Annotated in this window: 25 protein-coding genes; 19 read left to right on the top strand and 6 right to left on the bottom strand. The window is 66.4% G+C overall.

Annotation, left to right across the window (positions count from 1 at the left end):
* Positions 1-2: 2 nt before the first annotated feature.
* Positions 3-986: an ABC transporter permease gene (locus IEV67_RS14700; protein WP_188437333.1), complete on the bottom strand. Its 984-nt coding sequence runs from the start codon at positions 984-986 to the stop codon at positions 3-5.
* 174 nt (positions 987-1,160) lie between these two features.
* Here IEV67_RS14700 and lepA point away from each other — a divergent pair, with 174 nt between their 5' ends.
* The 6 genes from lepA to IEV67_RS14670 all read left to right on the top strand — a co-directional run bounded on the left by lepA (position 1,161) and on the right by IEV67_RS14670 (position 8,016).
* Positions 1,161-3,011: a translation elongation factor 4 gene (gene lepA, locus IEV67_RS14695; protein WP_188437332.1), complete on the top strand. Its 1,851-nt coding sequence runs from the start codon at positions 1,161-1,163 to the stop codon at positions 3,009-3,011.
* 60 nt (positions 3,012-3,071) lie between these two features.
* Entirely contained in the window at positions 3,072-3,722 is a 651-nt protein-coding gene (locus IEV67_RS14690) for a DUF1990 domain-containing protein (protein WP_188437331.1), read from the top strand.
* A gap of 40 nt (positions 3,723-3,762) precedes the next feature.
* Positions 3,763-4,980: a radical SAM family heme chaperone HemW gene (gene hemW, locus IEV67_RS14685; RefSeq protein ID WP_188437330.1), complete on the top strand. Its 1,218-nt coding sequence runs from the start codon at positions 3,763-3,765 to the stop codon at positions 4,978-4,980.
* 89 nt (positions 4,981-5,069) lie between these two features.
* Positions 5,070-6,104 (top strand): heat-inducible transcriptional repressor HrcA, encoded by a 1,035-nt coding sequence (gene hrcA / locus IEV67_RS14680; RefSeq protein ID WP_188437329.1) that lies wholly within the window; start codon positions 5,070-5,072, stop codon positions 6,102-6,104.
* Positions 6,105-6,145: 41 nt separating this feature from the next.
* The gene (gene dnaJ, locus IEV67_RS14675; RefSeq protein ID WP_188437328.1) at positions 6,146-7,261 is read left to right on the top strand and encodes a molecular chaperone DnaJ; all 1,116 of its coding nucleotides are present in this window, start codon (positions 6,146-6,148) and stop codon (positions 7,259-7,261) included.
* Positions 7,262-7,287: 26 nt separating this feature from the next.
* The gene (locus tag IEV67_RS14670) at positions 7,288-8,016 is read left to right on the top strand and encodes a 16S rRNA (uracil(1498)-N(3))-methyltransferase (RefSeq protein WP_188437327.1); all 729 of its coding nucleotides are present in this window, start codon (positions 7,288-7,290) and stop codon (positions 8,014-8,016) included.
* Between the two features lie 123 nt (positions 8,017-8,139).
* Here the strand turns inward: IEV67_RS14670 and IEV67_RS14665 are convergent, their stop codons facing one another.
* Positions 8,140-8,448 carry a GIY-YIG nuclease family protein gene (locus IEV67_RS14665; protein WP_188437326.1) on the bottom strand — a complete coding sequence of 103 codons (309 nt, stop codon included), beginning with the start codon at positions 8,446-8,448 and terminating at the stop codon, positions 8,140-8,142.
* Between the two features lie 283 nt (positions 8,449-8,731).
* On the opposite strand from IEV67_RS14665, the gene IEV67_RS14660 reads away from it, so the two are divergent.
* The 7 genes from IEV67_RS14660 (at position 8,732) to leuA (ending at position 15,642) form a co-directional block, all read left to right on the top strand.
* Positions 8,732-9,079, top strand: coding sequence for an HIT domain-containing protein (locus tag IEV67_RS14660; protein ID WP_188437325.1), 348 nt, complete (start codon positions 8,732-8,734; stop codon positions 9,077-9,079).
* Between the two features lie 49 nt (positions 9,080-9,128).
* Positions 9,129-10,157 (top strand): PhoH family protein, encoded by a 1,029-nt coding sequence (locus IEV67_RS14655; RefSeq protein ID WP_188437527.1) that lies wholly within the window; start codon positions 9,129-9,131, stop codon positions 10,155-10,157.
* Positions 10,151-10,612, top strand: coding sequence for an rRNA maturation RNase YbeY (gene ybeY / locus IEV67_RS14650; protein WP_188437526.1), 462 nt, complete (start codon positions 10,151-10,153; stop codon positions 10,610-10,612). The genes IEV67_RS14655 and ybeY overlap by 7 nt, the downstream gene beginning before the upstream one ends.
* Complete coding sequence (locus IEV67_RS14645; RefSeq protein WP_188437324.1) at positions 10,609-11,895, top strand: hemolysin family protein; 1,287 nt, start codon at positions 10,609-10,611, stop codon at positions 11,893-11,895. The genes ybeY and IEV67_RS14645 overlap by 4 nt, the downstream gene beginning before the upstream one ends.
* Positions 11,892-12,788 carry a GTPase Era gene (gene era / locus IEV67_RS14640; protein ID WP_188437323.1) on the top strand — a complete coding sequence of 299 codons (897 nt, stop codon included), beginning with the start codon at positions 11,892-11,894 and terminating at the stop codon, positions 12,786-12,788. The genes IEV67_RS14645 and era overlap by 4 nt, the downstream gene beginning before the upstream one ends.
* Before the next feature lies 1 nt (position 12,789).
* Positions 12,790-13,725: an NADP-dependent oxidoreductase gene (locus IEV67_RS14635; RefSeq protein WP_188437322.1), complete on the top strand. Its 936-nt coding sequence runs from the start codon at positions 12,790-12,792 to the stop codon at positions 13,723-13,725.
* Positions 13,726-13,887: 162 nt separating this feature from the next.
* Positions 13,888-15,642, top strand: a complete 1,755-nt coding sequence (gene leuA / locus IEV67_RS14630) for a 2-isopropylmalate synthase (RefSeq protein WP_188437321.1) — start codon at positions 13,888-13,890, stop codon at positions 15,640-15,642.
* 78 nt (positions 15,643-15,720) lie between these two features.
* Here the strand turns inward: leuA and IEV67_RS14625 are convergent, their stop codons facing one another.
* Complete coding sequence (locus tag IEV67_RS14625) at positions 15,721-16,407, bottom strand: trimeric intracellular cation channel family protein (protein WP_188437320.1); 687 nt, start codon at positions 16,405-16,407, stop codon at positions 15,721-15,723.
* A 36-nt stretch (positions 16,408-16,443) separates the two neighbouring features.
* Between IEV67_RS14625 and recO the strand changes: the two genes are divergently transcribed.
* Together recO and IEV67_RS14615 are read left to right on the top strand one after the other, a co-directional pair.
* Complete coding sequence (gene recO, locus IEV67_RS14620; RefSeq protein ID WP_188437319.1) at positions 16,444-17,187, top strand: DNA repair protein RecO; 744 nt, start codon at positions 16,444-16,446, stop codon at positions 17,185-17,187.
* Entirely contained in the window at positions 17,184-17,981 is a 798-nt protein-coding gene (locus IEV67_RS14615; RefSeq protein WP_188437318.1) for an isoprenyl transferase, read from the top strand. Before recO ends, IEV67_RS14615 begins: the two co-directional genes overlap by 4 nt.
* Here IEV67_RS14615 and IEV67_RS14610 read toward each other — a convergent pair.
* Together IEV67_RS14610 and IEV67_RS14605 are read right to left on the bottom strand one after the other, a co-directional pair.
* A complete protein-coding gene (locus IEV67_RS14610; protein WP_188437317.1) occupies positions 17,927-18,535 on the bottom strand; it encodes a P-loop NTPase family protein in 609 nt (202 codons plus the stop codon). The two genes, IEV67_RS14615 and IEV67_RS14610, sit on opposite strands and share 55 nt — an antisense overlap.
* A gap of 74 nt (positions 18,536-18,609) precedes the next feature.
* The gene (locus tag IEV67_RS14605) at positions 18,610-19,203 is read right to left on the bottom strand and encodes a P-loop NTPase family protein (RefSeq protein WP_188437316.1); all 594 of its coding nucleotides are present in this window, start codon (positions 19,201-19,203) and stop codon (positions 18,610-18,612) included.
* Between the two features lie 52 nt (positions 19,204-19,255).
* Here IEV67_RS14605 and IEV67_RS14600 point away from each other — a divergent pair, with 52 nt between their 5' ends.
* A complete protein-coding gene (locus IEV67_RS14600) occupies positions 19,256-19,936 on the top strand; it encodes a DsbA family oxidoreductase (RefSeq protein ID WP_188437315.1) in 681 nt (226 codons plus the stop codon).
* Here IEV67_RS14600 and IEV67_RS14595 read toward each other — a convergent pair.
* Entirely contained in the window at positions 19,933-20,427 is a 495-nt protein-coding gene (locus IEV67_RS14595; protein WP_188437314.1) for a glutathione peroxidase, read from the bottom strand. The genes IEV67_RS14600 and IEV67_RS14595 overlap by 4 nt on opposite strands.
* 61 nt (positions 20,428-20,488) lie before the next feature.
* On the opposite strand from IEV67_RS14595, the gene dusB reads away from it, so the two are divergent.
* Genes dusB through dnaG form a run of 3 tightly spaced genes read left to right on the top strand, consistent with a single transcriptional unit; the run spans position 20,489 to position 24,901 of the window.
* Complete coding sequence (dusB, locus tag IEV67_RS14590; RefSeq protein WP_188437313.1) at positions 20,489-21,643, top strand: tRNA dihydrouridine synthase DusB; 1,155 nt, start codon at positions 20,489-20,491, stop codon at positions 21,641-21,643.
* The gene (locus tag IEV67_RS14585) at positions 21,636-23,042 is read left to right on the top strand and encodes a deoxyguanosinetriphosphate triphosphohydrolase (protein WP_229703159.1); all 1,407 of its coding nucleotides are present in this window, start codon (positions 21,636-21,638) and stop codon (positions 23,040-23,042) included. The genes dusB and IEV67_RS14585 overlap by 8 nt, the downstream gene beginning before the upstream one ends.
* A complete protein-coding gene (gene dnaG / locus IEV67_RS14580; RefSeq protein WP_188437311.1) occupies positions 23,042-24,901 on the top strand; it encodes a DNA primase in 1,860 nt (619 codons plus the stop codon). Before IEV67_RS14585 ends, dnaG begins: the two co-directional genes overlap by 1 nt.
* Positions 24,902-24,921 lie beyond the last annotated feature (20 nt).

Raw genomic sequence — 24,921 nt, 5'->3', positions numbered from 1 at the left:
GGTCAGTTCACCCTCACTCGCGGGTCGAGAACGACGACCACGACGTCGGAGAGGATCGCCCCGAGCGCGGTCAGGAGGCCGGCGAAGGCCGCGGTGGCGACGACGCCGTGGATGTCGCTCTTCACGATGGTCTCGATGAAGTACTTGCCCATTCCGTTCCAGGCGAAGATCGTCTCGGTGAGCACCGCACCGGTGAACACGGCAGGGATGCTGAACGCGACCTGCGTCGCCACGGGGATGAGCGAAGTCCGCAGGGCGTGCTTGCGGATCGCCTGCTGCTTGGTCAGCCCCTTCGCACGGGCGGTGCGCACGTAGTCGGCGTTGATGTTGTCGAGCAGCAACGAGCGCTGCAGGAAGTGCGTTCCGGCGTAGCCGACGATCACGAGTCCGATGGTCGGCAGCGCGAGATGCTGCAACGCGTCTATCAGGACGGGGAAGAACCCTTCCACGCCCTTACTGGACGAGCCGGTCACATAGAAGACACGAACGCCGAGCCAGTCGTTGAATGCGATCGCGAGCAGCACGAGGCCGAGGGCCGCGACGATGACGTTGATGTTCATCGTGATGATCGAGGTGGCCTGGCCGATGCGGTCGGCGAGCTTGTACTGCCGTGACGCGGTGTAGACGCCGAGCGCGATGCCGAGGACGGTCATGATGATCGTCGCGCCGAGCACGAGTTCCGCGCTGATCCACATCCGATAGGCGACCTGCTCGTTGACGGAGCCGCCGGTCGGGCTCACGCCCCAGTCCCAGCGGAAGATCACTCCGCTGAACCAGTTCCACCACCGCTCCCAGATCGGGACGTTGGAGTCCAGATTGCGGGGAAGCAGGAGGTTGTTGATCTGCTCTTCGCTGAGCGGTGGGCGGCGACCGACGTAGTTGTTCCGCGGGTTGAGGAAGCCCCAAGCCAGGAAATACGTGATGTTGGTCGCGACCACGATCATCAACAACCAGCCGAGGGTACGGCGGAGGAGATACTTGATCAAGGTTTTGTCTTTCTCTTTTACAGACGCGCTCGGGATCGTCCGATGCAGCGCTGAATCGGGAGGATCGCTCGTGGCACTCAGTCTCACAGATCTGAACCAAGGCAACCTCGGGAGACTATCACCCGTCAAGTCGAATCGGGGATTAGGTCCCCCTGAACGTAGAATCGTCAGAACATGTCCCCACGCGCTCTCACTCCGCTGTCGCCTGCCGCGACGCCGCCTTCGCAGATCCGCAACTTCTGCATCATCGCCCACATCGACCACGGCAAGTCGACCCTCGCCGACCGCATGCTCCAGATCACCGGCGTCGTCTCCGACCGCGACATGCGCGCGCAGTATCTCGACCGCATGGACATCGAGCGCGAACGCGGCATCACGATCAAGAGCCAGGCGGTGCGGATGCCGTGGCAGGACGACACCGAGACGTTCGCGCTGAACATGATCGACACTCCGGGCCACGTCGACTTCACCTATGAGGTGTCTCGCTCGCTGGCAGCGTGCGAGGGCGCGATCCTGCTCGTCGACGCGGCACAGGGCATCGAGGCGCAGACACTCGCGAACCTGTATCTCGCGCTCGAGAACGACCTGCACATCATCCCCGTGCTCAACAAGATCGATCTCCCAGCCGCGGATCCCGACAAGTTCGCCAAGGAGCTCGCCGATCTCATCGGCGGCAGGCCGGAGGACGTGCTTCGCGTGTCCGGCAAGACGGGCGTCGGTGTCGAAGAGCTGCTCGACCGCATCGTGAGGGACATCCCGGCGCCGACGGGCGATGCGGATGCTCCGGCCCGCGCGATGATCTTCGATTCCGTCTACGACTCCTACCGCGGCGTCGTGACCTACGTGCGCATGATCGACGGCAGCCTGTCGCCGCGCGAGCGCATCCAGATGATGTCGACGCGCGCGAACCACGAGCTCCTCGAGATCGGCGTCTCCAGCCCGGAGCCGATCCCCTCCGACGGGCTCGGCGTCGGTGAGGTCGGCTATCTCATCACCGGCGTGAAGGACGTTCGCCAGTCGAAGGTCGGAGACACCGTCACGACCAGTCGGGGCGGCGCGACCAAGGCGCTGCCCGGCTACACCGACCCCAAGCCGATGGTCTATTCGGGGCTGTACCCGATCGACGGCAGCGATTATTCCGAGCTTCGTGAGGCGCTCGACAAACTGAAGCTGTCCGACGCGTCCCTCGTGTACGAGCCGGAGACCTCTGTTGCGCTCGGCTTCGGCTTCCGCTGCGGGTTCCTCGGTCTGCTGCACCTGGAGATCATCACGGAGCGCCTGACCCGGGAGTTCGATCTCGACCTCATCACCACCGCACCGAGCGTGATCTACGAGGTCACCACGGACACGGGTGAGAAGGTCACGGTGACCAACCCGAGCGAGTATCCCGACGGCAGGGTGGCTTCGGTCGCCGAACCGATGGTGAAGGCCGCGATCCTGCTGCCCAAGGACTACGTCGGCACAGTCATGGAGCTGTGCCAGTCGCGCCGTGGTTCGCTGCTCGGCATGGAGTACTTCTCCGAGGAGCGCGTCGAGCTGCGGTACAACATGCCGCTCGGCGAGATCGTGTTCGACTTCTTCGATCAATTGAAGTCGAAGACCCAGGGCTACGCGAGCCTCGACTACGAGCCCTCGGGTCAGCAGGATGCCGACCTGGTCAAGGTCGACGTCTTGCTGCAGGGTGACAAGGTCGACGCGTTCAGCGCGATCGTGCACCGCGACAAGGCGTACGCATACGGCACGCTGATGGCGGAGCGGCTGCGCAAGCTGATTCCTCGTCAGAACTTCGAAGTGCCGATCCAGGCGGCCATCGGCGCCAGGATCATCGCACGTGAGACGATCCGGGCCCTGCGCAAGGACGTGCTCGCCAAGTGCTACGGCGGTGACATCAGCCGCAAGCGCAAGCTGCTCGAGAAGCAGAAGGAGGGCAAGAAGCGGATGAAGATGGTCGGTCGCGTCGAGGTCCCTCAGGAGGCGTTCATCGCGGCGCTGAGCGGCGAGGTCGACAGCAAGGAAAAGAAGTAGCGAGCGCTCTCCCGCGGTGCGGGGGTGTCTGTTCAGGTAACCAGAAGTAGGCTGGATCTCATGCGGCGCGGGACTTTCCGAGACGACACGGTGGACTATGCAGCCGTCGGGGCTACTCATGCCCCCGACCTGATGCACTTCCCGCCGGAGCGCAGTGTGCCGGCCGAGAATTCGTGGCGGCTCGGCAGCGGTGAGGATCGTTTCCGATCCGCCGGCGAGGCGCTGCTGTCGTGGACGGCGCAGCGAGCAGCCGGACTCAGCATCGAGGATGTGCGCCCCGCTGCAGGTCCGGCCTATTCCGGCGTCAGTTTCGACGCGGACGGAAACCCGATCGCGCCGAGCACGCGTGAGGTCGAACAGCGCTTCGACGCCGACGGCGTGCCGTTCGTCGGGCCGGGCATGACATTGCATCTGCGCGGACGCATTGCAGGCATGCGCGCCGACGCTGAGCTTCGCGTCATCTCGGTCACCGAAGAGCGCCGCAGGATCGGCTTCGTGCTCGGAACCGTCGGCGGTTCTGTCGTCAGCGGCGAGGAGCTGTTCGAGATCGAGTGGCGCGACGACGACGAGGTCTGGTTCACCGTGCGCGCGTTCGATGCGCCGAATGCTCTGTTGTATCGGATGTTCCGCGCGCTCGTGAAACGCCGCCGCAAGGAGCTCTTCGCGCGCTATCTCCGCGCGATCTCGCCGCTCTACGCGACGCCGCTGTGATTCGTGAAGCCGATGGCGCGAATCTGATGGCCGGCCTCTGATGGGCGGACCCCTGCCGCTTGGTGATCCGGCGCCGCCGGACGGCCGTCTTCCCTCCGACCTTCCCATCGACGTCGCGACGCCGTTCTCGGCATATCTGCACGTGCCGTTCTGCCGCGTGCGCTGCGGCTACTGCGATTTCAACACCTACACCTCGGGCGAACTGCGGGGGGCGCGCCAGGATGAGTACGCCGACACGCTCTCCGCGGAGATCTCGCTCGCACACCGCGTGCTCTCCGAAGCCGGCGCGCTTCGCCCGATGGACACCGTGTTCTTCGGCGGCGGGACGCCGACGCTGCTCCCGCCGGGCGATCTGGCACGGATGCTGGGTGCCGCCGTCGATGCGTTCGGCATGACCGAGGGGGCCGAGGTCACCGTCGAGGCGAATCCCGACACCGTGACGCCCGAGGTCGCCCGGACGCTCGCCGATGCCGGGGTGACGAGACTGTCGGTCGGAATGCAGTCAGCCGTGCCGCGCGTTCTCGCAGCGCTCGATCGCACGCATCAGCCGGAGAACGTGCGGACAGCTGTCGAGGCGGCCAAGGATGCCGGACTCGCCGTCAGCGTGGACCTCATCTACGGTGCGCCGGGCGAGACGCTCGGCGACTGGGAGGCGTCTCTGGATGCCGCGCTCGCGCTGGAGTCGGACCACATCTCGGCGTATGCGCTGATCATCGAGGACGGCACGAAGCTCGCGCGTCAGATCCGTCGCGGCGAGGTGCCGAGACCGGACGATGACCTGCAGGCCGACATGTATGAACTCGCCGATAAGCGCCTCGCCGCCGCGGGGTTCGACTGGTACGAGCTGAGCAATTGGGCGCGCAGCGACGATCAGCGGTCGCGCCACAATCTGGCGTACTGGCGGGGGAGCGACTGGTGGGGGTTCGGTCCAGGGGCGCACAGTCATGTCGCGGGTCTTCGCTGGTGGAATGTGAAGCATCCTGCCGCGTACGCGCAGCGGCTCGCGGCATCCGAATCGCCTGCCGCAGGCACGGAGCGGCCCGACGCCCAGGCGCACCTCCTTGAGCGTGTGCTGCTGGAGAGCAGGCTGTCGGAGGGCCTCGCGATCGCCGACATCCCGGAGGCCAATCGCAATCGGGTCGCCGGACTCATCGCGGACGGGCTGATCGACGGGGCTGCCGCGCTGCGCGGACGCGTGCGTCTGACGCTGCGTGGGCGGCTGCTCGCCGACGCCGTCGTGCGTGACCTCACCGGGTGAGGCACGTCTCCTCATGCTCGCCGGCTCTCAGCCCGAGCGGGGTAGAATTGGCACTCCTAGTATTCGAGTGCCAGGCGGGAAGGGGCGACATGGTCAGTGAACGCGGCCTGCAGGTTCTTCGAGCCATCGTGCAGGACTACGTCGAATCGCACGAGCCCGTCGGCAGCAAGTCCATCGTCGACCGGCACTCCTTCGGCGTCTCGGCGGCGACGATCCGCAACGACATGGCGCAGCTCGAGGACGAAGAGCTGATCACGGCACCGCACACGTCGTCCGGCCGCGTGCCGACCGACAAGGGCTATCGCGTCTTCGTCAATCACCTTGCGCAGCTGCGCCCGCTTTCGACGGCGCAGCGCAGCGCGATCGAGTCCTTCCTGACCGATCCCGCTGATCTCGACGATCTGATGGCTCGTACGGTGCGGGTGCTGACGCAGCTCACCGGTCAGGTCGCGCTCGCGCAGTATCCGTCGTTCGCTCGCGCGAACCTGACGCACATCGAGCTGGTCGCACTGGCACCGAATCGTCTGCTCGTGGTTCTCGTGACGGACGCGGGCGGCGTGTCGCAGCGCATCGCCGGATTGCCGATCGATCTGGATGAGGCGGATGTCGCGGTGCTGCGCGCGAGACTCTCTGCGCTGCTCACGGGGCAGTCCGTGCGCGAGGCATCAGAGCGCGTGCAGATGCTCACCGGGGCGCAGGAGAGCGCACGCACGGATGCGGCGGTACAGGTGCTGGGCGGCATCATCGGCGAAGAACTGGCGGAGTTCCGTCAGGAGCGATTGGTGATGGCAGGAGCCGCGACTCTGGCCCGTCGTGAGCAGGATTTCCGCGGTAGCATCCATCCCCTTCTCGCCGCGATCGAGGAGCAGGTGACCCTGTTGCGCCTGATGAGCGAGATGGTGACCGATGAGCACGGGCTTGCCGCGAGCATCGGCGCGGAGAACGAGCCGTTCGGGCTGCCGGAGGCATCGATCGTCGCGAGCAACTACCTGACGCACGGCGGCACGGCGCGCGTCGGCGTCATGGGGCCGACGCGAATGGACTATCCGAGCAATCTCGCGGCGGCGCGGGCCGTGGCCCGCTATCTGTCGCGCATGCTCGATGAAGACGAGTCGAGCCGCTGAGGCGGATCGCTCCCACAGTTTGCACACGCAGAAAGGTGATTGTGGCGGACCACTATGAGGTTCTCGGAGTGTCACGTGACGCGACGACGGACGAGATCAAGAAGGCGTACCGGAAGCTCGCTCGACAGCTGCACCCGGATGTGAATCCAGGGGAGGACGCGGCTGAGCGCTTCAAGAGCGTGACCCACGCCTACGACGTGCTCAGCGACGACGACTCGCGTCGTCGCTACGACATGGGCGGTGGCGACAGCGCCAGTGGCGGAGACTTCGGCGGGTTCGGAGGTTTCGGCGACATCTTCGAGACCTTCTTCGGAGCGACGCAGGGCGGTGGCCGAGGCGGTCGTCCGCGTTCACGTCGCGAACGAGGACAGGACGCGCTCGTACGCGTCACGCTCGACCTCGGTGATGTCGTCTTCGGTGCGCACCGTGACATCGATGTCGACACGGCCGTGCTGTGCGAGACGTGTCAGGGCTCATGCACACAGGCGGGCACGTCGCCCGTGACCTGCGACATCTGCGGAGGCACCGGGCACGTGCAGCGTCAGGTGCGCAGTCTGCTGGGCAACGTCGTGACGTCTCAGCCGTGCGGCAGCTGCGAGGGCTACGGCACGACGATCCCGCATCCGTGCGGCACGTGCGCCGGCCAGGGCCGCGTGCGCTCTCGTCGTACGGTCTCGCTCGACATCCCCTCGGGTGTGGAGACCGGGCTGCGTCTGCAGCTTCCGGGCTCGGGCGAGGTCGGGAAGGCGGGCGGCCCGAACGGCGATCTGTACGTCGAGGTCACTGTCTCGCCGCACGCCTCGTTCAGCCGCGACGGCGATGACCTGCTCGCGACGCTCGAGGTGTCGATGTCGGACGCGATCCTCGGCACTGAGACCGCGATCGACGCTCTCGACGGCAAGGTCGACCTCGAGATCCGTCCCGGCGTGCAGTCGGGAGATGTCCTCACGATCAAGGGACGCGGCATCACGCCGCTTCGCGGCACCCAGCGCGGCGACCTTCGGGTTGGTGTGCAGGTGGTGACTCCGACGAAGCTCGATTCGGCGCAGCGTTCGCTCATCGAGGACTTCGCGAAGAAGCAGAAGGCACCGGGTCCACAGCTCGCGCAGTTCCAGCAGGGACTGTTCTCGAAGCTCCGCGACCGGTTCCGGCACTGAAGTTCCACCACTGATCTGGAGGCCTCATGGCGCTGCACTTCCTCGTGGAGGACTCGGGCTCGGCGACCACCGGTGACATCGTGTCGCTGACCGGTGCCGAGGCGAAGCATGCCGCGGTCGTACGCCGGCTGCGGGTCGGCGAATCGGTCACGGTCGGCGACGGCACCGGCATATGGCTGGACGGCGAGGTGACGGATGTCTCCGCGTCGCGCGTGGATGTCCGGATCACCGGTCGTGCTGCGATCGAGGCGCCGGCGAAACGGCTGGTTCTCGTGCAGGCTCTCGCCAAGGGCGACCGCGACGAGCTCGCGGTGCAGGCTGCCTGCGAGCTGGGTGTCGACGGGGTCGTGCCCTGGCAGGCGTCGCGGAGCATCTCCCGCTGGGAGGGCGCGAAGGCGGTCAAGGGCCGCGAGCGGTGGACGACGATCGTGCGCGAGGCGTCGAAACAGGCCCATCGGGCGTGGGTACCGGAAGTGTCGGTGCCGCTTTCGACCGGGCAACTCATCGCGCACGCGGACGGACAGCGGATGCTGGTGCTCGATCCGACAGCGACCGTGCGGCTGTCGGCGATCGAGCCGGATGACCGTGACCTGGTGCTCGTCGTCGGCCCCGAGGGTGGGATCACGCCCGAGGAGCTCGAGAAGTTCGAGGCCGCCGGCGCCGAGCGCGTGCGCCTCGGCGACACCGTGCTGCGCACATCGACCGCGGGTCCTGCGGCGATCGCCGTGCTCTCCGCGACTCTCGGCCGCTGGTAGCGCGGATGCTGCTTGCCCCCTGACGGACGGTGCTCCGCTCCTCCGGGCGGTGCTTCGCTCCTCCGGCGGCATTCCCGCGGGTCGTTGAGCGAGCGAAGCGAGACGAAACGGGGTGAGCGAGCGTCAGCGAGTCGAAGCCGAACGCTGCTTCTCACGTCGTTGACGTGCCTGCCATCCGATCACTGCGTCTAGTCCGCCCTCTGCGAACGCGACGCGCTTGGCATGGCTCCACCCTTGGAGGCGCTTCTCCCATGCGAACGCCTCATCGACGCCGTCGAACTCGCCGCACCAGAAGAGACTCACAGGGAGCCGGCGCTTGGTGTACTCGGCGCCCATTCCGGCTTCGTGCTGCTTCAGTCGCTGATCCAAGTCGATTGTGCTGCCGATATACAGCGTGCCATCGCAGCATCGGAGCATGTACGCGTGTCCCATGACGGCACCATAACGACGTCATGGATGCCGCATCCGCGGGTTGTGGATAAGTGCCGCCTTCGACTCGTCGCTGTGCTCCTCGCTCAGGCCGCTTCGGGAGAGGCGGCTTCGACTCGCTGACGCTCGCTCACCCCGTTTCGTCTCGCTTCGCTCGCTCAACGACCCGCTTCGGGAGAGGCGGTTTCGTCTCGCTTCGCTCGCTCAACGACGCGCGAACAGGGAACCACTCAGGCCCCGCGCGGATTCCATCCGCCCGATGGGTCGCGCCCCGTAGACTGGGAATATGACGGAACCCTCGATCTTCACCCGAATCCTCAACGGTGACGTTCCCGGTGAGATCATCGCGTCCACGGGAAAGCTGTTCGCGATCCGCGACATCTCGCCCCAGGCACCTGTGCACCTGCTCGTGATCCCGAAGACCGAGCAGTATCGCGATGTCACCGAACTCGCCGCGGGCGATCCTGAACTGCTCGCCGAACTGATCGCCTTCGCCGGTGAACTCGCCGGCGATCACGCCGACGGCGACTTCCGACTCGTGTTCAACACCGGCGCCAACGCCGGACAGACCGTGTTCCACGTCCATGCGCACGTCCTCGCCGGCGGGCTGACGGAGACGAGCCTCGTTGCCTGACCCCGACTCCGCCCCGACCGTCGAGCAGATCTACGTCGACGGTATCGCCATGGTGAGAGTGCTCGGGCCGCAGGACCGCCTGCTGAAGATGCTCGAGAGACAGCATCCTGACGTGCAGGTGCTCGTCCGTGGCAATGAGATCACCCTCACCGGCGACCGAGAACCCGTCGCCGCTGCCAAGAACCTCGTGGAGGAACTGCTCACGATGACCAGAGACGGCTACGACCTCGCTCCCAGCGACGTCGAGAGTTCTGCACGAATGCTCCGCCAGGAAGGCGGTCCCCGACCGAGCGAGGTTCTCGGCGAAGCGATCCTGTCGACCAGGGGTCGCGTGATCCGGCCCAAGACGCTGGGGCAGAAGGAGTACGTCGACGCGATCGAGGAGAACACGATCGTGTTCGGCATCGGCCCCGCGGGAACCGGGAAGACGTACCTCGCGATGGCGAAGGCCGTGCAGGCCCTTCAGCGCAAAGAGGTCACGCGCATCATCCTCACTCGTCCCGCCGTGGAGGCGGGGGAGCGACTCGGGTTCCTTCCCGGCACGTTGAACGACAAGATCGACCCGTATCTGCGCCCGCTCTACGACGCCCTCAACGAGATGATGGATCCCGACGTCGTCCCGCGCCTGATGGCCACGGGGACGATCGAGGTGGCACCCCTGGCGTACATGCGCGGCCGCACGCTCAACGACTCGTTCGTCGTGCTCGACGAGGCGCAGAACACCACACCTGAGCAGATGAAGATGTTCCTCACCCGTCTCGGGTTCGGCACGAAGATGGTCGTCACCGGAGACATCACCCAGGTCGACCTGCCGCAGGGCGCCTCGGGGCTCCGCCTCGTCACCCGCGTGCTGGACGACATCGAAGACATCCACTTCTCCCGACTCACCAGCGCCGACGTCGTGCGTCACTCGCTCGTCGGACGGATCGTCGACGCATACAGCGAGTACGACGAGCAGCGCACCGCGCAGCGCGCGGAACGCGAGAAAGCGCACGAATTCGCGAACCGTGCAGAACGCCGTGCGGGCCAGCGTCCGGGCCCGAAGGATCGCTCGCCCAAACGAGGACACTCATCATGATCGAGATCAACAACGAGTCGGCCATCGACGTCGACGAGACGGTGCTCCAGCGGCTCACCGACTTCAACCTCGCACAGCTGCACGTCAGCCCCGATGCCGAGGTCGCGATCGTGCTCGTGGACGAGGGCGCGATGGAAGCCCTCCACGTGCAGTGGATGGACGAGCCGGGCCCGACCGACGTGCTCAGCTTCCCGATGGACGAGCTGCGGCCGGGCACTGAAGACCGCCCCACTCCCGCCGGGCTTCTCGGCGACATCGTGCTGTGCCCCCAGGTCGCCGAATCGCAGGCTCAGGCCGCCGGTCACACCTTGATGGACGAGCTCATCCTTCTCACAACGCACGGCCTGCTGCACCTTCTCGGATATGACCACGCCGAGCCCGAAGAGGAGCGTGAGATGTTCGGGCTGCAGAAGGAGTTGATCCAGGGATTCGCGCGCGCCGAACGCGGCCGATGACCGAGATACTCCTCCTCCTCGCCGCCGTTCTGCTGGTGGCGTTCGGCGGTCTGATGGCCGCCATCGACGCCGCATACAGCGTCACTTCCCGCGGCGACCTCGCCGAGATGGCCACCGAGGGGCGCAAGGCGCAGGCGCTGTCCCGCATCGCCGCCGACCTCGATGCGCACGTCAACGCGATCGCGTTCATCCGTGTTCTCGTGGAGGTGACCGCGGCCGTGCTCGTCACGGTCGCGTTCACGATCATGTTCGAGAACATCTGGTGGGCGATGCTCGCCGCCGCCATACTCATGACGGGGATCACGTTCGTCCTCGTCGGCGCGAGCCCGAGGACCTTCGGCAGGCAGCGCTCCGAGAGCATGATCCGCGGCACCGCTTCGATCGTGCGGGCCCTGCGCCTCATTCTCGGTCCACTCGCCCAGGGACTCGTCGTGCTGGGCAACAAGGTCACGCCGGGCACCGGACGCAGCTCGTTCGCCAATGAGGATCAGCTTCTCAGCATGGTCGACGAAGCGGCATCCAATGACCTGATCGAAGAGGATGACCGTGACCTCATCCACTCGGTCTTCGATTTCACCGACCAGTTCGTGCGCGCGGTCATGGTTCCTCGCACCGAGATGGTGACGGTGGACGCCGAGGCCACCAACAGCGAGGCGATGGCGCTGTTCCTGCAACGTGGCGTCTCCCGGATGCCGGTGGTCGACGATGACGCGGACGATGTCGTCGGCGTGCTCTATCTCAAAGACCTGGTGCAGTTCGCGTATCGCGACGACAGTGCCTGGCGCGCAGCATCCATCCGCCCGATCGCCAGGCCGGCCACCTTCGTGCCGGAATCGATGCGCGCAGAGACGCTGTTGCAGCAGATGAAGCGCGATGCGGTGCACGTGTGCCTCGTGATCGACGAGCACGGCGGTATCTCCGGACTCGTCACACTGGAAGACCTGATCGAAGAGCTCGTCGGCGAGATCTCCGACGAATACGACCATGCCGCCGCGGAAGTGGTGGATCTGGGCGACGGCCGCTATCGCGTCAGCGCACGGTTGTCGCTGGACGACGTCGGCGACCTGTTCGGCATCGAACTCGAAGACGAGGACGTGGATTCGATCGGCGGCCTGCTCGGCAAGGCCGTGGATCAGATCCCGCAGCCCGGCGTGACGGCCACGATCGACGGACTGATTCTGACCGGCGGCGCGTCGCGCGGCCGGGGCCGGGGAATCGCCACGGTGTTCGTGGAACGCGCCGCCGGCGCCCGTGAAGAGATGCACGATGGAGACACACGATGACTGACACCTTCCGCAGCGGATTCGCGACGTTCGTCGGACGTCCCAACGTCGGAAAATCCACGCTGACGAACGCTCTGGTGGGCGAGAAGATCGCCATCACCAGCGAGAAGCCGCAGACGACCAGACGCGCCATCCGCGGCATCCTGAACCGTCCGGCCGGTCAGCTCGTGATCGTCGACACCCCCGGTATCCACAAGCCTCGTACGCTGCTCGGGGAGCGCCTCAACGATCTCGTGGAGCAGGTGCTGGGAGACGTCGACGTGATCGGCTTCTGCGTCCCCGCCACAGAGAAGGTCGGGCCGGGCGATCGACGCATCGCGGCGTCGCTGGACGGCTATGCGCGAGCGAAGAAGGTCGCGATCGTCACCAAGACCGATATCGCCGACCACAGTCAGATCACCGAGCGGCTCATCGAGGTCGATGCTCTGAGAGAGGACTGGGCCGCCGTCATTCCGCTGTCCGCGCTCACCCGCGAGCAGCTCGACGTGCTCACCGATGAGATGCTGTCGATGATGCCGGAGGGCCCCGCCCTGTACCCCGAGGGGATCACGACAGACGAGTCGCAGGAGGACCGGATCGCGGAGATGATCCGCGAGGCGGCGCTGGAGGGCGTGCGCGACGAACTGCCGCACTCGATCGCGGTGGTCATCGATGACGTGGCACCGCGCGAGAACAGCGACCTCACCGACGTGCACGCGCAGATCGTCGTCGAGCGCGACAGCCAGAAGGCGATCATCATCGGTCATAAGGGCAAGCGACTGGCGGATGTCGGGAAACGAGCCCGCGTCGGAATCGAAGAGCTGCTCGGCACGCGGGTCTACCTCGCACTGCATGTGAAGGTCGCGAAGGAATGGCAGCGCGACCCGAAGCAGTTGGGACGCCTCGGGTTCTGAGATGGCCACTCACTGGGTCGCGAAGGACTGGGGCTCTCCCGAGCACTGGGAGCTCGTCGAATACGAGGTGCCAGCACCCGTTCACGGCGAGATCACCGTCCGCGTGCGCGCCGCGGGCATGAACCCCGCCGACCGCAAGCATCTGGCCGGCCCGCGCGACGGCGTAGCGCTGCCTGTGCCGATCGGCTACGAGATCTCCGGGGAGATCACCGCGATCGGTCCTGACACCTCGATCGGATCGGGGCCCGCCGCGATCGGCGACGAAGTAGTCGCCTTCCGGGTCAGCGGTGGTTACGCGACCGACGTCACCATCCCGGCGGAGAAGGCGTTCGCCAAACCGGCCGCGCTCACGCATCCTGAGGCCGCGAACCTGCTGCTCGTCGGCACGACCGCCGCGGAGATGCTCGCCGTCACGAATGCGAAGGCGGGCGAGACCATCCTGCTGCACGGCGCATCCGGAGCGGTCGGAGTCAGCGTGCTGCAGCAGGCGGCTCGCCTCGGTGTCCGTGTCATCGGCACCGCGAGCCCTGCTCGGTTCGACGAGGTGCGGCGGTTCGGCGGCATCCCGATCGCCTATGGCGAGGGTCTCGCCGATCGCGCCAGCGATACTGCCGGCGGAGCGATCGCGGCAGCGCTGGATGCCGTCGGTACTGACGAGGCAGTCGATGCGTCGCTCGAACTCGTCGCCGCCCGCGACCGCATCGTGACGATCGCCGCAGCCGGTCGCGCCCGTACGGAGGGTTTCCGCTGGATCGTCGGCTCTGCGCCGGCGAGTGCACGCTTCCGTGACAGCATCCGTGGCGAACTGGTGAGCCTCGCCGCACACGGAATGCTGGAGGTCCCGGTCGCCCGCACGTATCCGCTGTCCGAGGCGGTCGAGGCGACCCGATTCCTCGCAGGGGAGCACCCCGGCGGCAAGATCGCCCTCATCCCGTGAGCACGCGGAGCGCGGTGGACCCTCGCAGCCTGCTAGCATGACCACATGCCTTTCGGCGGTCTGCTTCTTCTTAGCTGCCGCGACGAGTCCTAAGAGCTAGGGCCTTCCTCGTCGCGGCGCTTGTGTTGGCCCGATCATTCTGACGAAGAGAAGAAGCCCAAAATGGAGAACTCCCAGCGCCCGTCCGCGATGCCGATCCACAAGTATCGGCCGTTCCACGAGCAGATCACCGTCGATCTTCCCGATCGCACCTGGCCGTCCAAGCGCATCACCGAAGCACCCCGCTGGTGCGCGGTCGATCTGCGCGACGGCAACCAGGCACTCATCGACCCGATGTCGCCAGAACGCAAGCGCGTCATGTTCCAACTGCTCGTCGACATGGGCTACAAGGAGATCGAGGTCGGGTTCCCCTCGGCGAGCCAGACCGACTTCGACTTCGTGCGCCAGCTCATCGAAGAGAACCTCATCCCGGATGACGTCACGATCCAGGTGCTGACGCAGGCGCGTGAGCACCTGATCGAGCGGACATACGAATCGATCGCAGGGGCCAAACAGGCCATCGTGCATCTGTACAACTCCACCAGCATCCTGCAGCGCGATGTCGTGTTCCGCACCGACAAGCAGGGCATCATCGACATCGCACTCGAGGGCGCACGGTTGTGCCGGGAGTATGAGAAGCGCGTCCCCGAGACGCAGGTCTTCTACGAGTACTCGCCCGAGAGCTACACCGGCACCGAGCTCGAGTTCGCGCTCGACATCTGCAACCAGGTGATCGAGGTGTTCGAACCGACGCCGGAGCGCAAGGTCATCATCAACCTGCCGGCCACGGTCGAGATGGCTTCTCCGAACGTGTATGCCGACTCGATCGAGTGGATGAGCCGTCGCCTCGCGCACCGCGAGAACATCATCCTGTCGCTGCACCCGCACAACGACCGTGGCACGGCGATCGCGGCCGCGGAGCTCGGCTACATGGCCGGTGCCGACCGCATCGAGGGATGCCTGTTCGGAAACGGCGAACGCACCGGCAACGTCGACATCGTGGCCCTGGGCATCAACCTGTTCACACAGGGCATCGACCCGCAGATCGACTTCAGCGACATCGACCAGGTCAAGCGCACGGTCGAGTACTGCAACCAGCTGCCGGTGCCTGAGCGCAGCCCGTGGGCAGGCGACCTCGTTTTCACGGCCTTTAGCGGCTCGCACCAGGACGCCATCAAGAAGGGGTTCGAAGCGATGGCTGTCGAGGCCGACGCGAAGGGCGTCACGGTCGACGAGATCGAGTGGGCCGTTCCGTACCTGCCTATCGACCCGAAGGATCTCGGACGCTCCTACGAGGCCGTCATCCGCGTGAACTCGCAGTCCGGCAAGGGCGGCGTCGCGTACCTGCTGAAGACGGATCACGCGATCGACCTGCCGCGCAAGCTCCAGATCGAGTTCTCCGGTGTCGTGCAGTCCAAGACGGATGCCGAGGGCGGCGAGGTCACGAGCGATCAGATCTGGTCGATCTTCAACGACGAGTATCTCCCGTCGGATGACGCCGAGGCGAAGTGGGGACGCTTCGAGCTGCTCGCGACGCAGACCCGCAGCGACATGTCCGGCGAGGTGGTGCTCGATGTCACGCTCCGCGACGAGGAGCGGGAGTACGCCGTCTCCGGCCAGGGCAACGGCCCGGTCGCCGCGTTCGTCGAGGTGCTGCGCGCGCAGGGCTTCGACATCACGGTCTACGACTACGTCGAGCACGCTCTCAGCTCGGGTGGCGACGCGCAGGCCGCTGCCTACGTCGAGCTGCAGGTGGGCGACCAGCGTCTGTGGGGTGTCGGGGTAGACGGCGACATCTCCACGGCGAGCCTGAAGGCGATCGTGTCGGGCGTGAACCGCTCGATCCGCACCCGCCAGAGCGAGCTCGCTACCGTCTGACCTCGAAACAGCAACACCACGCCGAGACAGCGCCGACTCGAGGTCGTCTCGGCGTGGTCTTGCAGTCTCGCGGGGCGATTACGGCTTCACGATCGGGATGGCGCCGGTCTCTGCCGCCACCTTGCGGCGGTAGAGACGGCGCTGCTCCGGCAGCGACACGTCGAAGATCACGGCCAGCACACGGATCACCGCCGTCACGACCAGCCCGATGACGCCGGCGATCGTGATGCTCACGCCGAATGCGTGCACCGTGACGATCACGCTGCAGCCGAGAAGAGCGGCGACCGCGTAGAGCGACCCGACGTGCATGATCGCGACGGGCAACCCCATGATGACATCGCGCAGGATGCTGCCGCCCACGGCGGCGCACGCGCCGATGAAGACCGCGGGCACGGCCGGAACACCCAGACCGAGTGCCTTGCTGGTGCCAAAAGCACCGAACATCCCGATCACGACGGCATCGAGACCCACGATGACGGCGTTCGCACGGTTCAGGAGACCGGCAAGCAGCATGCCGATGATGGCAGCACCACCGGCGGCGATGAGATACCAGTTGTTCTGCAGCGTCGCCGGTGGCTGCCCCAGCAACAGATCGCGGATGAGGCCACCGCCCATCCCGATCAGGATGCCGATGATCGCAACCCCGAGCAGGTCGAGTCGGCGCTGGCCCTGGAACCCAGAGGCGAACATCGCGCCCTGGATACCGCCGAGGCCGACGCCGAGAAGGTCCGCCCAGAGCGGAATGGTGAAGAGCGGTTCGGTCACACGACCATTGTGTCGTGGACGGAGGATAATCGGACAGTGCCCACCTATCGAGATGAAGCGGTGATCCTGCGCACTCACAAGCTCGGTGAGGCAGATCGCATCGTCACCATGCTGTCTCGCCGCAACGGCAAGATCCGTGCCGTGGCCAAGGGCGTGCGGCGCACCTCGTCGAAGTTCGGCTCCAGACTCGAGCCGTTCATGGTCGCTGATCTGCAGTTGTATCAGGGGCGATCACTCGACATCGTGCAGCAGGCGGAGTCTCTCGGCGCATACGGCGCGGAGATCGCCGCGCACTACGACCGCTTCACCTCGGCGAACGCCATGGTCGAGACCGCCGACCGCCTGAGCGACGCCGAGGCGACGCCGGAGCAGTATCTGCTGCTCGTCGGTGGCCTTCGCGCGCTTTCCCGTGGCGAGCACGCTCCTCGCAGCATCCTGGATTCCTATCTGCTGCGTGTGATGGCGCTGTCGGGCTGGGCGCCTGCGCTGAGCGATTGCGCGCGGTGTGCAGCACCGGGACCGCACACGCACTTCATCGGTCAGCTCGGCGGACTCGTGTGCGCGAACTGTGCGCCCGCAGGCAGCCCCCGGGTCTCGCAGTCGACGCTGCAGCTGCTGCGCGCCCTCATGCAGGGGGAGTGGGATGCCGTGGACGCGGCGCCGCACGCCGAGACCGCCGCCGCGTCCGGTCTCGTGTCGGCATACGCGCAGTTCCATCTGGAACGCGGCATCCGCTCGCTCGCCCACGTCTTTGACTCGTCTCGAGAGGACTTTCGTTGACGCCGAAGCCCTATACGCACAAGGATGCCGTCGCGTATCGTCCGCTGGATTGGACCGGCGTGCATCCGCCGGCGTTCGCGAAGGTGCCCGAGCACGTGGCGATCGTGATGGACGGCAACGGCCGCTGGGCCAACAAGCGCGGCCTCACTCGCATCGAGGGTCACAAGGCGGGTGAGGAGGTGCTGCTCGACGTCGTCGCGGGTGCCATCCAGGCTGGCGTGAAGCATCTTTCGGTCTACGCGTTCTCGACCGAGAACTGGGCTCGCTCGCCCGAAGAGGTGCGCTTCCTGATGGGCTACAACCGCGACGTGCTGCATCGCCGGCGCGATCAGCTCAACGAGTGGGGCGTGCGGATCCGCTGGGCGGGAAGAAAGCCTCGACTGTGGGGATCTGTGATCAAGGAGCTGCAGCGCGCGGAGGAGCTGACCAGGGACAACGACGTGCTGACACTCACGATGTGCGTGAACTACGGCGGGCGGGTCGAGCTGGTCGACGCGATGCGCTCACTTGCGGGCGAGGTGGCCGCCGGGCGTCTGAAGCCGAAGGCGATCACCGAGAAGATGATCGGCCGCCAGCTGTACGTGCCAGAGCTGCCGGACGTCGACCTGTTCCTGCGCAGCTCGGGTGAGCAGCGCACCTCGAACTTCCTGCTCTGGCAGTCGGCGTACGCCGAGATGGTGTTCCTCGACACGCTCTGGCCCGACTTCTCGCGCCAGGAGCTCTGGCGGGCGATCGAGATCTATGTGTCGCGCGATCGCCGCTTCGGCGGCGCGGTGGATGCGCCGTCCGCCTGAGATTGCAGCCAGCGCTCCGTCTCGCGCGGGTGTCGAAGCCGCACGATCGTGAGATGGGGGAATCGCTCTCGGACGTCTGGCATCTTCGCCGTCCAGAACCCCAGCGTCTTGGTCTGCCACGCGAGGATGTTCTCGCCAGGATCGCGGGTCGCCAGCAGCTTCCACAAGGGCTTCTCGACGTTGCCGTTGTACATCTCGGTGCGCAGGATGCTGCGGCCGAGAGTGCGACGGATCAGTCGCGAGCGCACCACCGGATACGGATAGTCCAGCCAGAGCGCGAGCTGCGCGTGCGGCGTCATGATCTCATCCGTGCCCTTGCTGGTGTACTGCCACTCGGTCACCCAGCGGTCCGTTGCGGCGAATGCGCGCACGTCGTCGAGGAACTCAGGTCGCGGCGTCCAATTCGGGCCGTGGAAGAGCGAGTCGATCTCGATGTGTTCGAGCGACCAGAGACGTGCGATGCGGCCGGCGAGGGACGTCTTGCCCGATCCGGTGACGCCGGCGATCAGCACGCGCTCGGGCCGGAACGGGAGCGGATCGTCGGCTGAGAGCATCCGAAGATGCTATCAACGGAGGGGTGGTGCCTATGCGGCTCGGTGAGGTCGTGGCTTCGACTCGCTTCGCTCGCTCAGCCCGTTTCGTCTCGCTTCGCTCGCTCAACGCCCCGTTGGTGTGCGAGCCAGCGCTCCGTCTCGCGCGGATGCGTGAGCCGGACGATCGTCAGATGCGGGTGCTCTGCTTCGATCTGCGGCATCCGCTCGCTCCACTTGTGGCGAGTGCGGCGCTGCCAGTCGAGGATGTTCTCGTCGCTGCGCACGGTGAGCGCATGCCACAGGTTCGGCTCGACGTTCCCGTTCCAGAGCTTCGTGCGTAGGATGCGACGCTTCCAGGTGCGACGGATGAGCCGTCGGCGTGCGACGCCGTACGGGTAGTCGATCCACACCAGCAGATCAGCACTTCGCGGGAGGACCGTGTTCGTTCCCTTGGACGTGTACTGCCACTCGGTCACCCACCGGTCCGTTGCGGCGAATGCGCGCACGTCGTCGACGAACTCCGGTCGGGGTGTCCAGCCGGGTCCGTGGTAGAGCGCGTCGAGCTCCTGGTGCGTGAGATCCCAGCGGGCCGCGATCCGCCGTGCAAGCGTCGTCTTGCCCGATCCGGTGACGCCGGCGACCAGCACGCGCTCGGGCCGGAACGGGAGCGGATCGTCGGCTGAGAGCATCCGAAGATGCTATCAACGGAATACTCGCGCGTCCGAGGAGGTTTCCACTGAGGTGAGCCAACCTATCTCGATTGACATCTGGTCCGACATCGCCTGCCCTTGGTGCTACATCGGCAAGCGCAACCTCGAAACAGGTCTTGCGGCGGTCGCCGACGACGAAGACGCTCCGAAGGTCACCGTGACCTTCCATTCGTTCGAGCTCTCGCCCGATACTCCCGTCGACTTCGATGGTGACGAGATCGACTTCCTCGCCGGCCACAAGGGCATGCCTCGTGACCAGGTGGTGGGCATGCTCGACAACGTGACCGGCATCGCCAAGAACGCCGGTCTCGAGTACCGCTTCGATCTGCTGAAGCACACCAACACGGTGAAGGCGCACGAACTGCTGCACCACGCCAAGGCGAACGATCTGCAGCACGAGATGGAAGAGCGTCTGATGTCGGCGTACTTCACCGAGGGAAAGCATGTCGGGCGTATCGACGACCTGATCGAGCTGGCTGTCGAGGTCGGCCTGGACGCCGATGAGGCGCGCGCAGCGCTCGAGAGCGAGAAGCACCTCCCGGATGTCCGCCAGGACCAGGAGCAGGCTCGCGCATACGGCATCCAGGGCGTGCCGTTCTTCGTGATCGACGGTCAATACGGCATCAGCGGGGCCCAGCCGCCGGAGACGTTCGAGAACGTGCTGCGTGACCTCTGGGCCAAGCGCGGCGAGACCGCAGAGTCTGCCGTCTAGCGGACCAGGGCGCCCTCGATCGCCTCGACGATCTCGGGGGCGTCCGGCTTCTGCTTCGGACGGAAGCGCTTGACCGAACCGTCAGGCAGCACCAGGAACTTCTCGAAGTTCCACTCGACGCGGCCGGCCTTGCCGCCGGCATCCGGAGTCTCCTTGAGCGCCTTGTAGAGTTCGTCGGCCTTGCGGCCGTTGACCTTGACCTTGTCGTTCACGGGGAAGGTCACGCCGTACGTGGTGGAGCAGAACTCCAGTATCTGCTCCACTGAACCGGGCTCCTGACCCATGAACTGGTTGCTCGGGAACCCGACGACGCTGAAGCCGCGTTCGCCGTAGGTGCGCTGCAGCTGCTCGAGCTGCTCGTACTGCGGTGTGAGGCCGCATTTCGACGCCACATTGACGACGAGCAGAACGTCGGCTCCCAGGTCGTCGAGCGTCTTCTCAGCGCCCGTGGCATCGGTGAATGGGATCTGGCGCACGCTGGTTTCAGTCATATCCACAGCCTAAGACGCGGTGCGGCGCCGAGGGCCGTGGGGATGGGAGAATGGAAGGGATATGACTCTCGCTTCCGCCCCCGCTCGCGCCCTGCGCATCGGCCCGATCGACCTCGACGTGCCGGTCGTGCTCGCACCCATGGCGGGCATCACCAACACCGCGTTCCGCCTCCTGTGCCGCGAGTACGGCGCCGGCCTCTACGTCAGCGAGATGATCACGTCTCGCGCCCTGGTGGAGCGCAACGACACGACGATGCGGCTCATCCGTCACCATGAGAGTGAGACGCCGCGGTCGATCCAGCTGTATGGCGTCGACCCAAAGACCATCGCCGAGGCCGTGCGCATCATCGTGGCGGAAGATCACGCCGACCATGTCGACTTGAACTTCGGATGCCCCGTTCCCAAGGTCACCCGCAAGGGCGGGGGAGCGGCGCTGCCGTGGAAGACCGGTCTGTTCGCCGAGATCGTCGATCAGGCGGTCAAGGCGGCCGGAGACATCCCGCTGACGGTGAAGATGCGCAAGGGCATCGATGCCGACCACCTCACGTTCCTCGACGCCGGCCGCGCCGCTGAGGATGCCGGTGCCGCCGCCGTCGCGCTGCATGCACGCACCGCGAGCGAGTTCTACTCCGGCCACGCCGACTGGAACGCGATCGGCGAGTTGAAGCAGGCCGTCACGAGCATTCCGGTGCTCGGCAACGGCGACATCTGGTCGGCCGACGACGCCGTGCGGATGATGGCCGAGACCGACTGCGACGGCGTCGTCGTCGGACGAGGATGCCTCGGCAGGCCGTGGCTGTTCGGTGATCTCGCCGCAGCATTCGGCGCTGAGTCGCGCCCGGTCGACGCCACCCTGGGCTTCGTCGCCGACGCGTTCCGCAGGCACGCGCAGCTGCTCGTGGAGTTCCTCGAGGACGAGGATCACGGATGCCGCGACATCCGCAAGCACGTCGCCTGGTACTTCAAGGGCTATCCCGTCGGCAGTGACGTCCGAACAGGACTCGCCACCGCGCAGAGCCTCGCGCACATCGATGACCTGCTCGGTCAGCTGGACCGTGATGCGCCGTATCCCGGCGCGGATGCTGAGGGGCAGCGCGGTCGTGCCGGTCGCCCGAAGCGCCCCGCTCTGCCCGACAAGTGGTTGGACTCACGTGATGTCGCCGGCGACACCGGCGAGATGCTGCGCGGCGCGGAGATCGAGAACAGCGGTGGTTGATCGTTCGTCCGCTGAGCCCGTCGAAGCGTCTGCGGCTGCGCGAACCGACGGCTACGAAGCACGCGACACCGCGCGCTTCGTCAGCGAGCAGCATCGCTCAGAGCGTGATGACTTCGCCCGAGATCGTGCCCGCGTGCTGCACTCGGCTGGTCTGCGTCGTCTGGCGGCGAAGACGCAGGTGCTGAGCCCTGCGAGCACTGCCGACTTCGCCCGCAACCGACTGACGCACTCGCTCGAGGTCGCGCAGGTCGGCCGAGAACTCGCCGGAGCGCTCGGCGTCTCGGCCGACGTCGTCGACACCGCCTGCCTCAGCCACGATCTGGGGCACCCGCCATTCGGGCACAACGGCGAACGCGCCCTGAACGAATGGGCGGAGCCGATCGGCGGGTTCGAGGGCAACGCGCAGTCACTGCGCATCCTCACCCGACTGGAGGCGAAGGTCCTCGACGACGATGGCCACTCCGTCGGCCTGAACCTCACACGGGCGAGCCTGGATGCGACCTGCAAATATCCGTGGACGGTCGACAGCCCGATCCCCGACCCAGGGGGACGTCTGAAGTTCGGCGTGTATCCCGAGGATGAGGACGTCTTCCGCTGGATGCGCGAGGACGCACCGGGGCGTCTGCGGTGCATCGAGGCGGAGATCATGGATCTCTCCGATGACATCGCCTATTCCGTGCACGACTTCGAAGATGCGATCGTCAACGGATATCTCGATGTGGCCACGCTTTCGAACCCGAAGGAGCACGATGCGCTGGTCGGGCGCGTGCAGCAATGGGTCGGCTACGACTTCACTCGGGAAGAGCTCGCCGACGCTCTGTACCGTCTGACGAGCCAGCCGATGTGGCTGAAGTCCTTCGATCGCTCTCGCCGCGACCTCGCCGGCCTCAAGAACCTCACCAGCGACCTGATCGGCCGCTTCGCGCGCGCCGCCGTCGCCGCGACGCGTGAGACCTACCGAGGCCCGGTGCTCGCCCGGTACAGCGCGCACGTCGTCGTGCCGCGGGTGGTGGAGGCGGAGATCGCCGTGCTCAAGGGCATCATGGGGCAGGCGATCGTGACGATCGATGCACGCAAGGGCGTCTACAAGGAACAGCGACGCGTGCTCAAGCGCCTCGCCGATGCGCTCTGGTCGACCGATGCTCTGTGGACGGCGGGAGCAGACGTGCTCGAGCCCGCCTTCGCGGCGGACTTCCACGACGCCGAGACGGATGCGCAGCGCGCGCGGGTGGTCGTCGACCAGATCGCCAGCTTGACGGATCAGACGGCTCTGGACTGGCACAGCCGGCTTGTCGGACACATCGACCCCGCAGAGGTCGGAATCTGGTCTCCGCGCCACGTCCGGCAGCGCTCCGGGGTGCACGAGGACGAACGGGCCGTCGCCGAAAGGGCGAACTGATGCCGAGGATCCGACAGGCAGACGTCGACGAGGTCAAATCGCGTACCAACATCGGCGACATCGTCGGAGAACGCGTCGCGCTGAAGTCCGCCGGTGTCGGTTCCCTCAAGGGACTGTGTCCCTTCCACGACGAGAAGAGTCCCAGCTTCCACGTGCGCCCGCAGGTGGGTTATTACCACTGCTTCGGCTGCGGAGAATCCGGCGACGTGTACTCGTTCCTGCGGGAGATGGATCACGTCAGTTTCACCGAAGCGGTCGAGCGTCTCGCGGGCCGCATCGGGTACACCCTGCACTACGAGGACGGCGGGTCTGCACCGGAGAACAGCGGCCGCAGCCGCCTGTATGCGGCGAACACCGCAGCTGCCGAGTTCTTCCGCGGCCAACTGCTGTCCGCCGAAGCGGAGACCGGGCGGAAGTTCCTCGGAGAACGCGGCTTCGATGCAGGGGCCGCAGCCCATTTCGGCGTCGGCTATGCGCCGCGCGGATGGGAGGGGATGATGAAGGCCCTCACCGCGCAGGGATTCACCCGCGACGAACTGCTCGCCGCAGGACTCGTGTCACAGGGACAGCGCGGGGTGTACGACAGATTCCGCGGCCGCCTGGTCTGGCCGATCCGCGATGTGACCGGGCAGACCATCGGCTTCGGCGCACGCAAGCTCTATGACGACGACCAGGGGCCGAAGTATCTGAACACCCCCGAGACGATCATCTACAAGAAGGCCCAGGTGCTCTACGGGCTCGACCTGGCCAAGCGCGACATCTCTCGTGGTGACCCGCGGCGCGTCGTGGTCGTCGAGGGGTACACCGACGTCATGGCGTGCCACCTTGCGGGTCTGACGACAGCTGTCGCGACCTGTGGCACGGCGTTCGGCGCGGAGCACATCAAGGTTCTGCGACGTGTGATGGGCGACGACAACGCCTCGGGAGAGGTCGTCTTCACGTTCGACGGCGACGAGGCGGGCCAGAAGGCGGCGCTGCGCGCCTTCACCGAGGACGACCGCTTCAACGCCCAGACTTTCGTCGCCGTTGCTCCGAATGGTCTCGACCCGTGCGATCTGCGCCTCCAGCGCGGCGACGCCGCGGTGCGCGGGCTCATGGAAGCCAAGGTGCCGATGTTCGAATTCGCGATCGACCGCAGGCTCGGCGGTTTCGATCTCGCCACCGTCGAGGGGCAGGTCGGCGCGCTGCGCGCCGCGGCCCCGATCGTCGCCGAGATCCGCGATCGCCTGCTGCGCCCAGGGTACGAGCGGGTACTCGCACGACGTCTGGGTATGGACCCGACCGAGGTGCGCGCGGAGGTGGAGCGTGCTGCGCGCGGAGCGAGCCACGCTCCTGCACGACGCGAATCGGCAGAGGCCGCGCCGCCGAGTTCGGATCCGGCGGCGGTCGCGCCGGTGACGCTGGCGAGCCTGCCGCGCACGGCAGACGTCGCACTCGAGCGCGGCGCGATGATGGGAGCCCTGCAGTACGGGCATCAGATCGATGAGGCCACGCTGGCGCGCGCGCTCGAGGTGCCGTTCCGTCACCCGGCGCTGGAGGCGATCCGCGAGGTCGTCGTGGCCGCACCTGACCGCACGCGCGTCGGATGGTCGATGGATGCTGTCAACGCGGTCCGCGAGCCGTATCGCTCACTCGCCGGGGAGCTGCTCATGTCGCCGTTCCCGGCACGAGATGAGGAGGGCGCGGCGAGATCGACGGCGGATCTGTTCCGGCGCATGATCCTGCGCAACCTCGATCGGGAGAAGAACGAGCTGCTCGGCGCGGTGCAGAGAGTGCCTGCGGACTCGGACGGCGGTCGGGCATTACGCATGAGACTGCGCGATCTCGACATCGAGCGCCAGCGCTTCACCGAGTCGTAACGGGCCACCGCGCCGTTTCG

The organism is Microbacterium murale (genome assembly GCF_014635185.1).
GTDB lineage: Bacteria > Actinomycetota > Actinomycetes > Actinomycetales > Microbacteriaceae > Microbacterium > Microbacterium murale.
The sequence above is the reverse complement of the archived record's forward strand: the minus strand, read 5'-3'. Positions and strand labels throughout refer to the sequence as shown.

Coding starts and splice junctions, on each gene's coding strand:
- lepA (WP_188437332.1), top strand. CDS start 1,161: ATGTCCCCACGCGCTCTCACTCCGCTGTCGCCTGCCGCGACGCCGCCT.
- IEV67_RS14690 (WP_188437331.1), top strand. CDS start 3,072: ATGCGGCGCGGGACTTTCCGAGACGACACGGTGGACTATGCAGCCGTC.
- hemW (WP_188437330.1), top strand. CDS start 3,763: ATGGGCGGACCCCTGCCGCTTGGTGATCCGGCGCCGCCGGACGGCCGT.
- hrcA (WP_188437329.1), top strand. CDS start 5,070: ATGGTCAGTGAACGCGGCCTGCAGGTTCTTCGAGCCATCGTGCAGGAC.
- IEV67_RS14670 (WP_188437327.1), top strand. CDS start 7,288: ATGGCGCTGCACTTCCTCGTGGAGGACTCGGGCTCGGCGACCACCGGT.
- IEV67_RS14665 (WP_188437326.1), bottom strand. CDS start 8,448: ATGGGACACGCGTACATGCTCCGATGCTGCGATGGCACGCTGTATATC.
- IEV67_RS14660 (WP_188437325.1), top strand. CDS start 8,732: ATGACGGAACCCTCGATCTTCACCCGAATCCTCAACGGTGACGTTCCC.
- IEV67_RS14655 (WP_188437527.1), top strand. CDS start 9,129: ATGGTGAGAGTGCTCGGGCCGCAGGACCGCCTGCTGAAGATGCTCGAG.
- IEV67_RS14645 (WP_188437324.1), top strand. CDS start 10,609: ATGACCGAGATACTCCTCCTCCTCGCCGCCGTTCTGCTGGTGGCGTTC.
- era (WP_188437323.1), top strand. CDS start 11,892: ATGACTGACACCTTCCGCAGCGGATTCGCGACGTTCGTCGGACGTCCC.
- IEV67_RS14635 (WP_188437322.1), top strand. CDS start 12,790: ATGGCCACTCACTGGGTCGCGAAGGACTGGGGCTCTCCCGAGCACTGG.
- leuA (WP_188437321.1), top strand. CDS start 13,888: ATGGAGAACTCCCAGCGCCCGTCCGCGATGCCGATCCACAAGTATCGG.
- IEV67_RS14610 (WP_188437317.1), bottom strand. CDS start 18,535: ATGCTCTCAGCCGACGATCCGCTCCCGTTCCGGCCCGAGCGCGTGCTG.
- IEV67_RS14605 (WP_188437316.1), bottom strand. CDS start 19,203: ATGCTCTCAGCCGACGATCCGCTCCCGTTCCGGCCCGAGCGCGTGCTG.
- IEV67_RS14595 (WP_188437314.1), bottom strand. CDS start 20,427: ATGACTGAAACCAGCGTGCGCCAGATCCCATTCACCGATGCCACGGGC.
- dusB (WP_188437313.1), top strand. CDS start 20,489: ATGACTCTCGCTTCCGCCCCCGCTCGCGCCCTGCGCATCGGCCCGATC.
- dnaG (WP_188437311.1), top strand. CDS start 23,042: ATGCCGAGGATCCGACAGGCAGACGTCGACGAGGTCAAATCGCGTACC.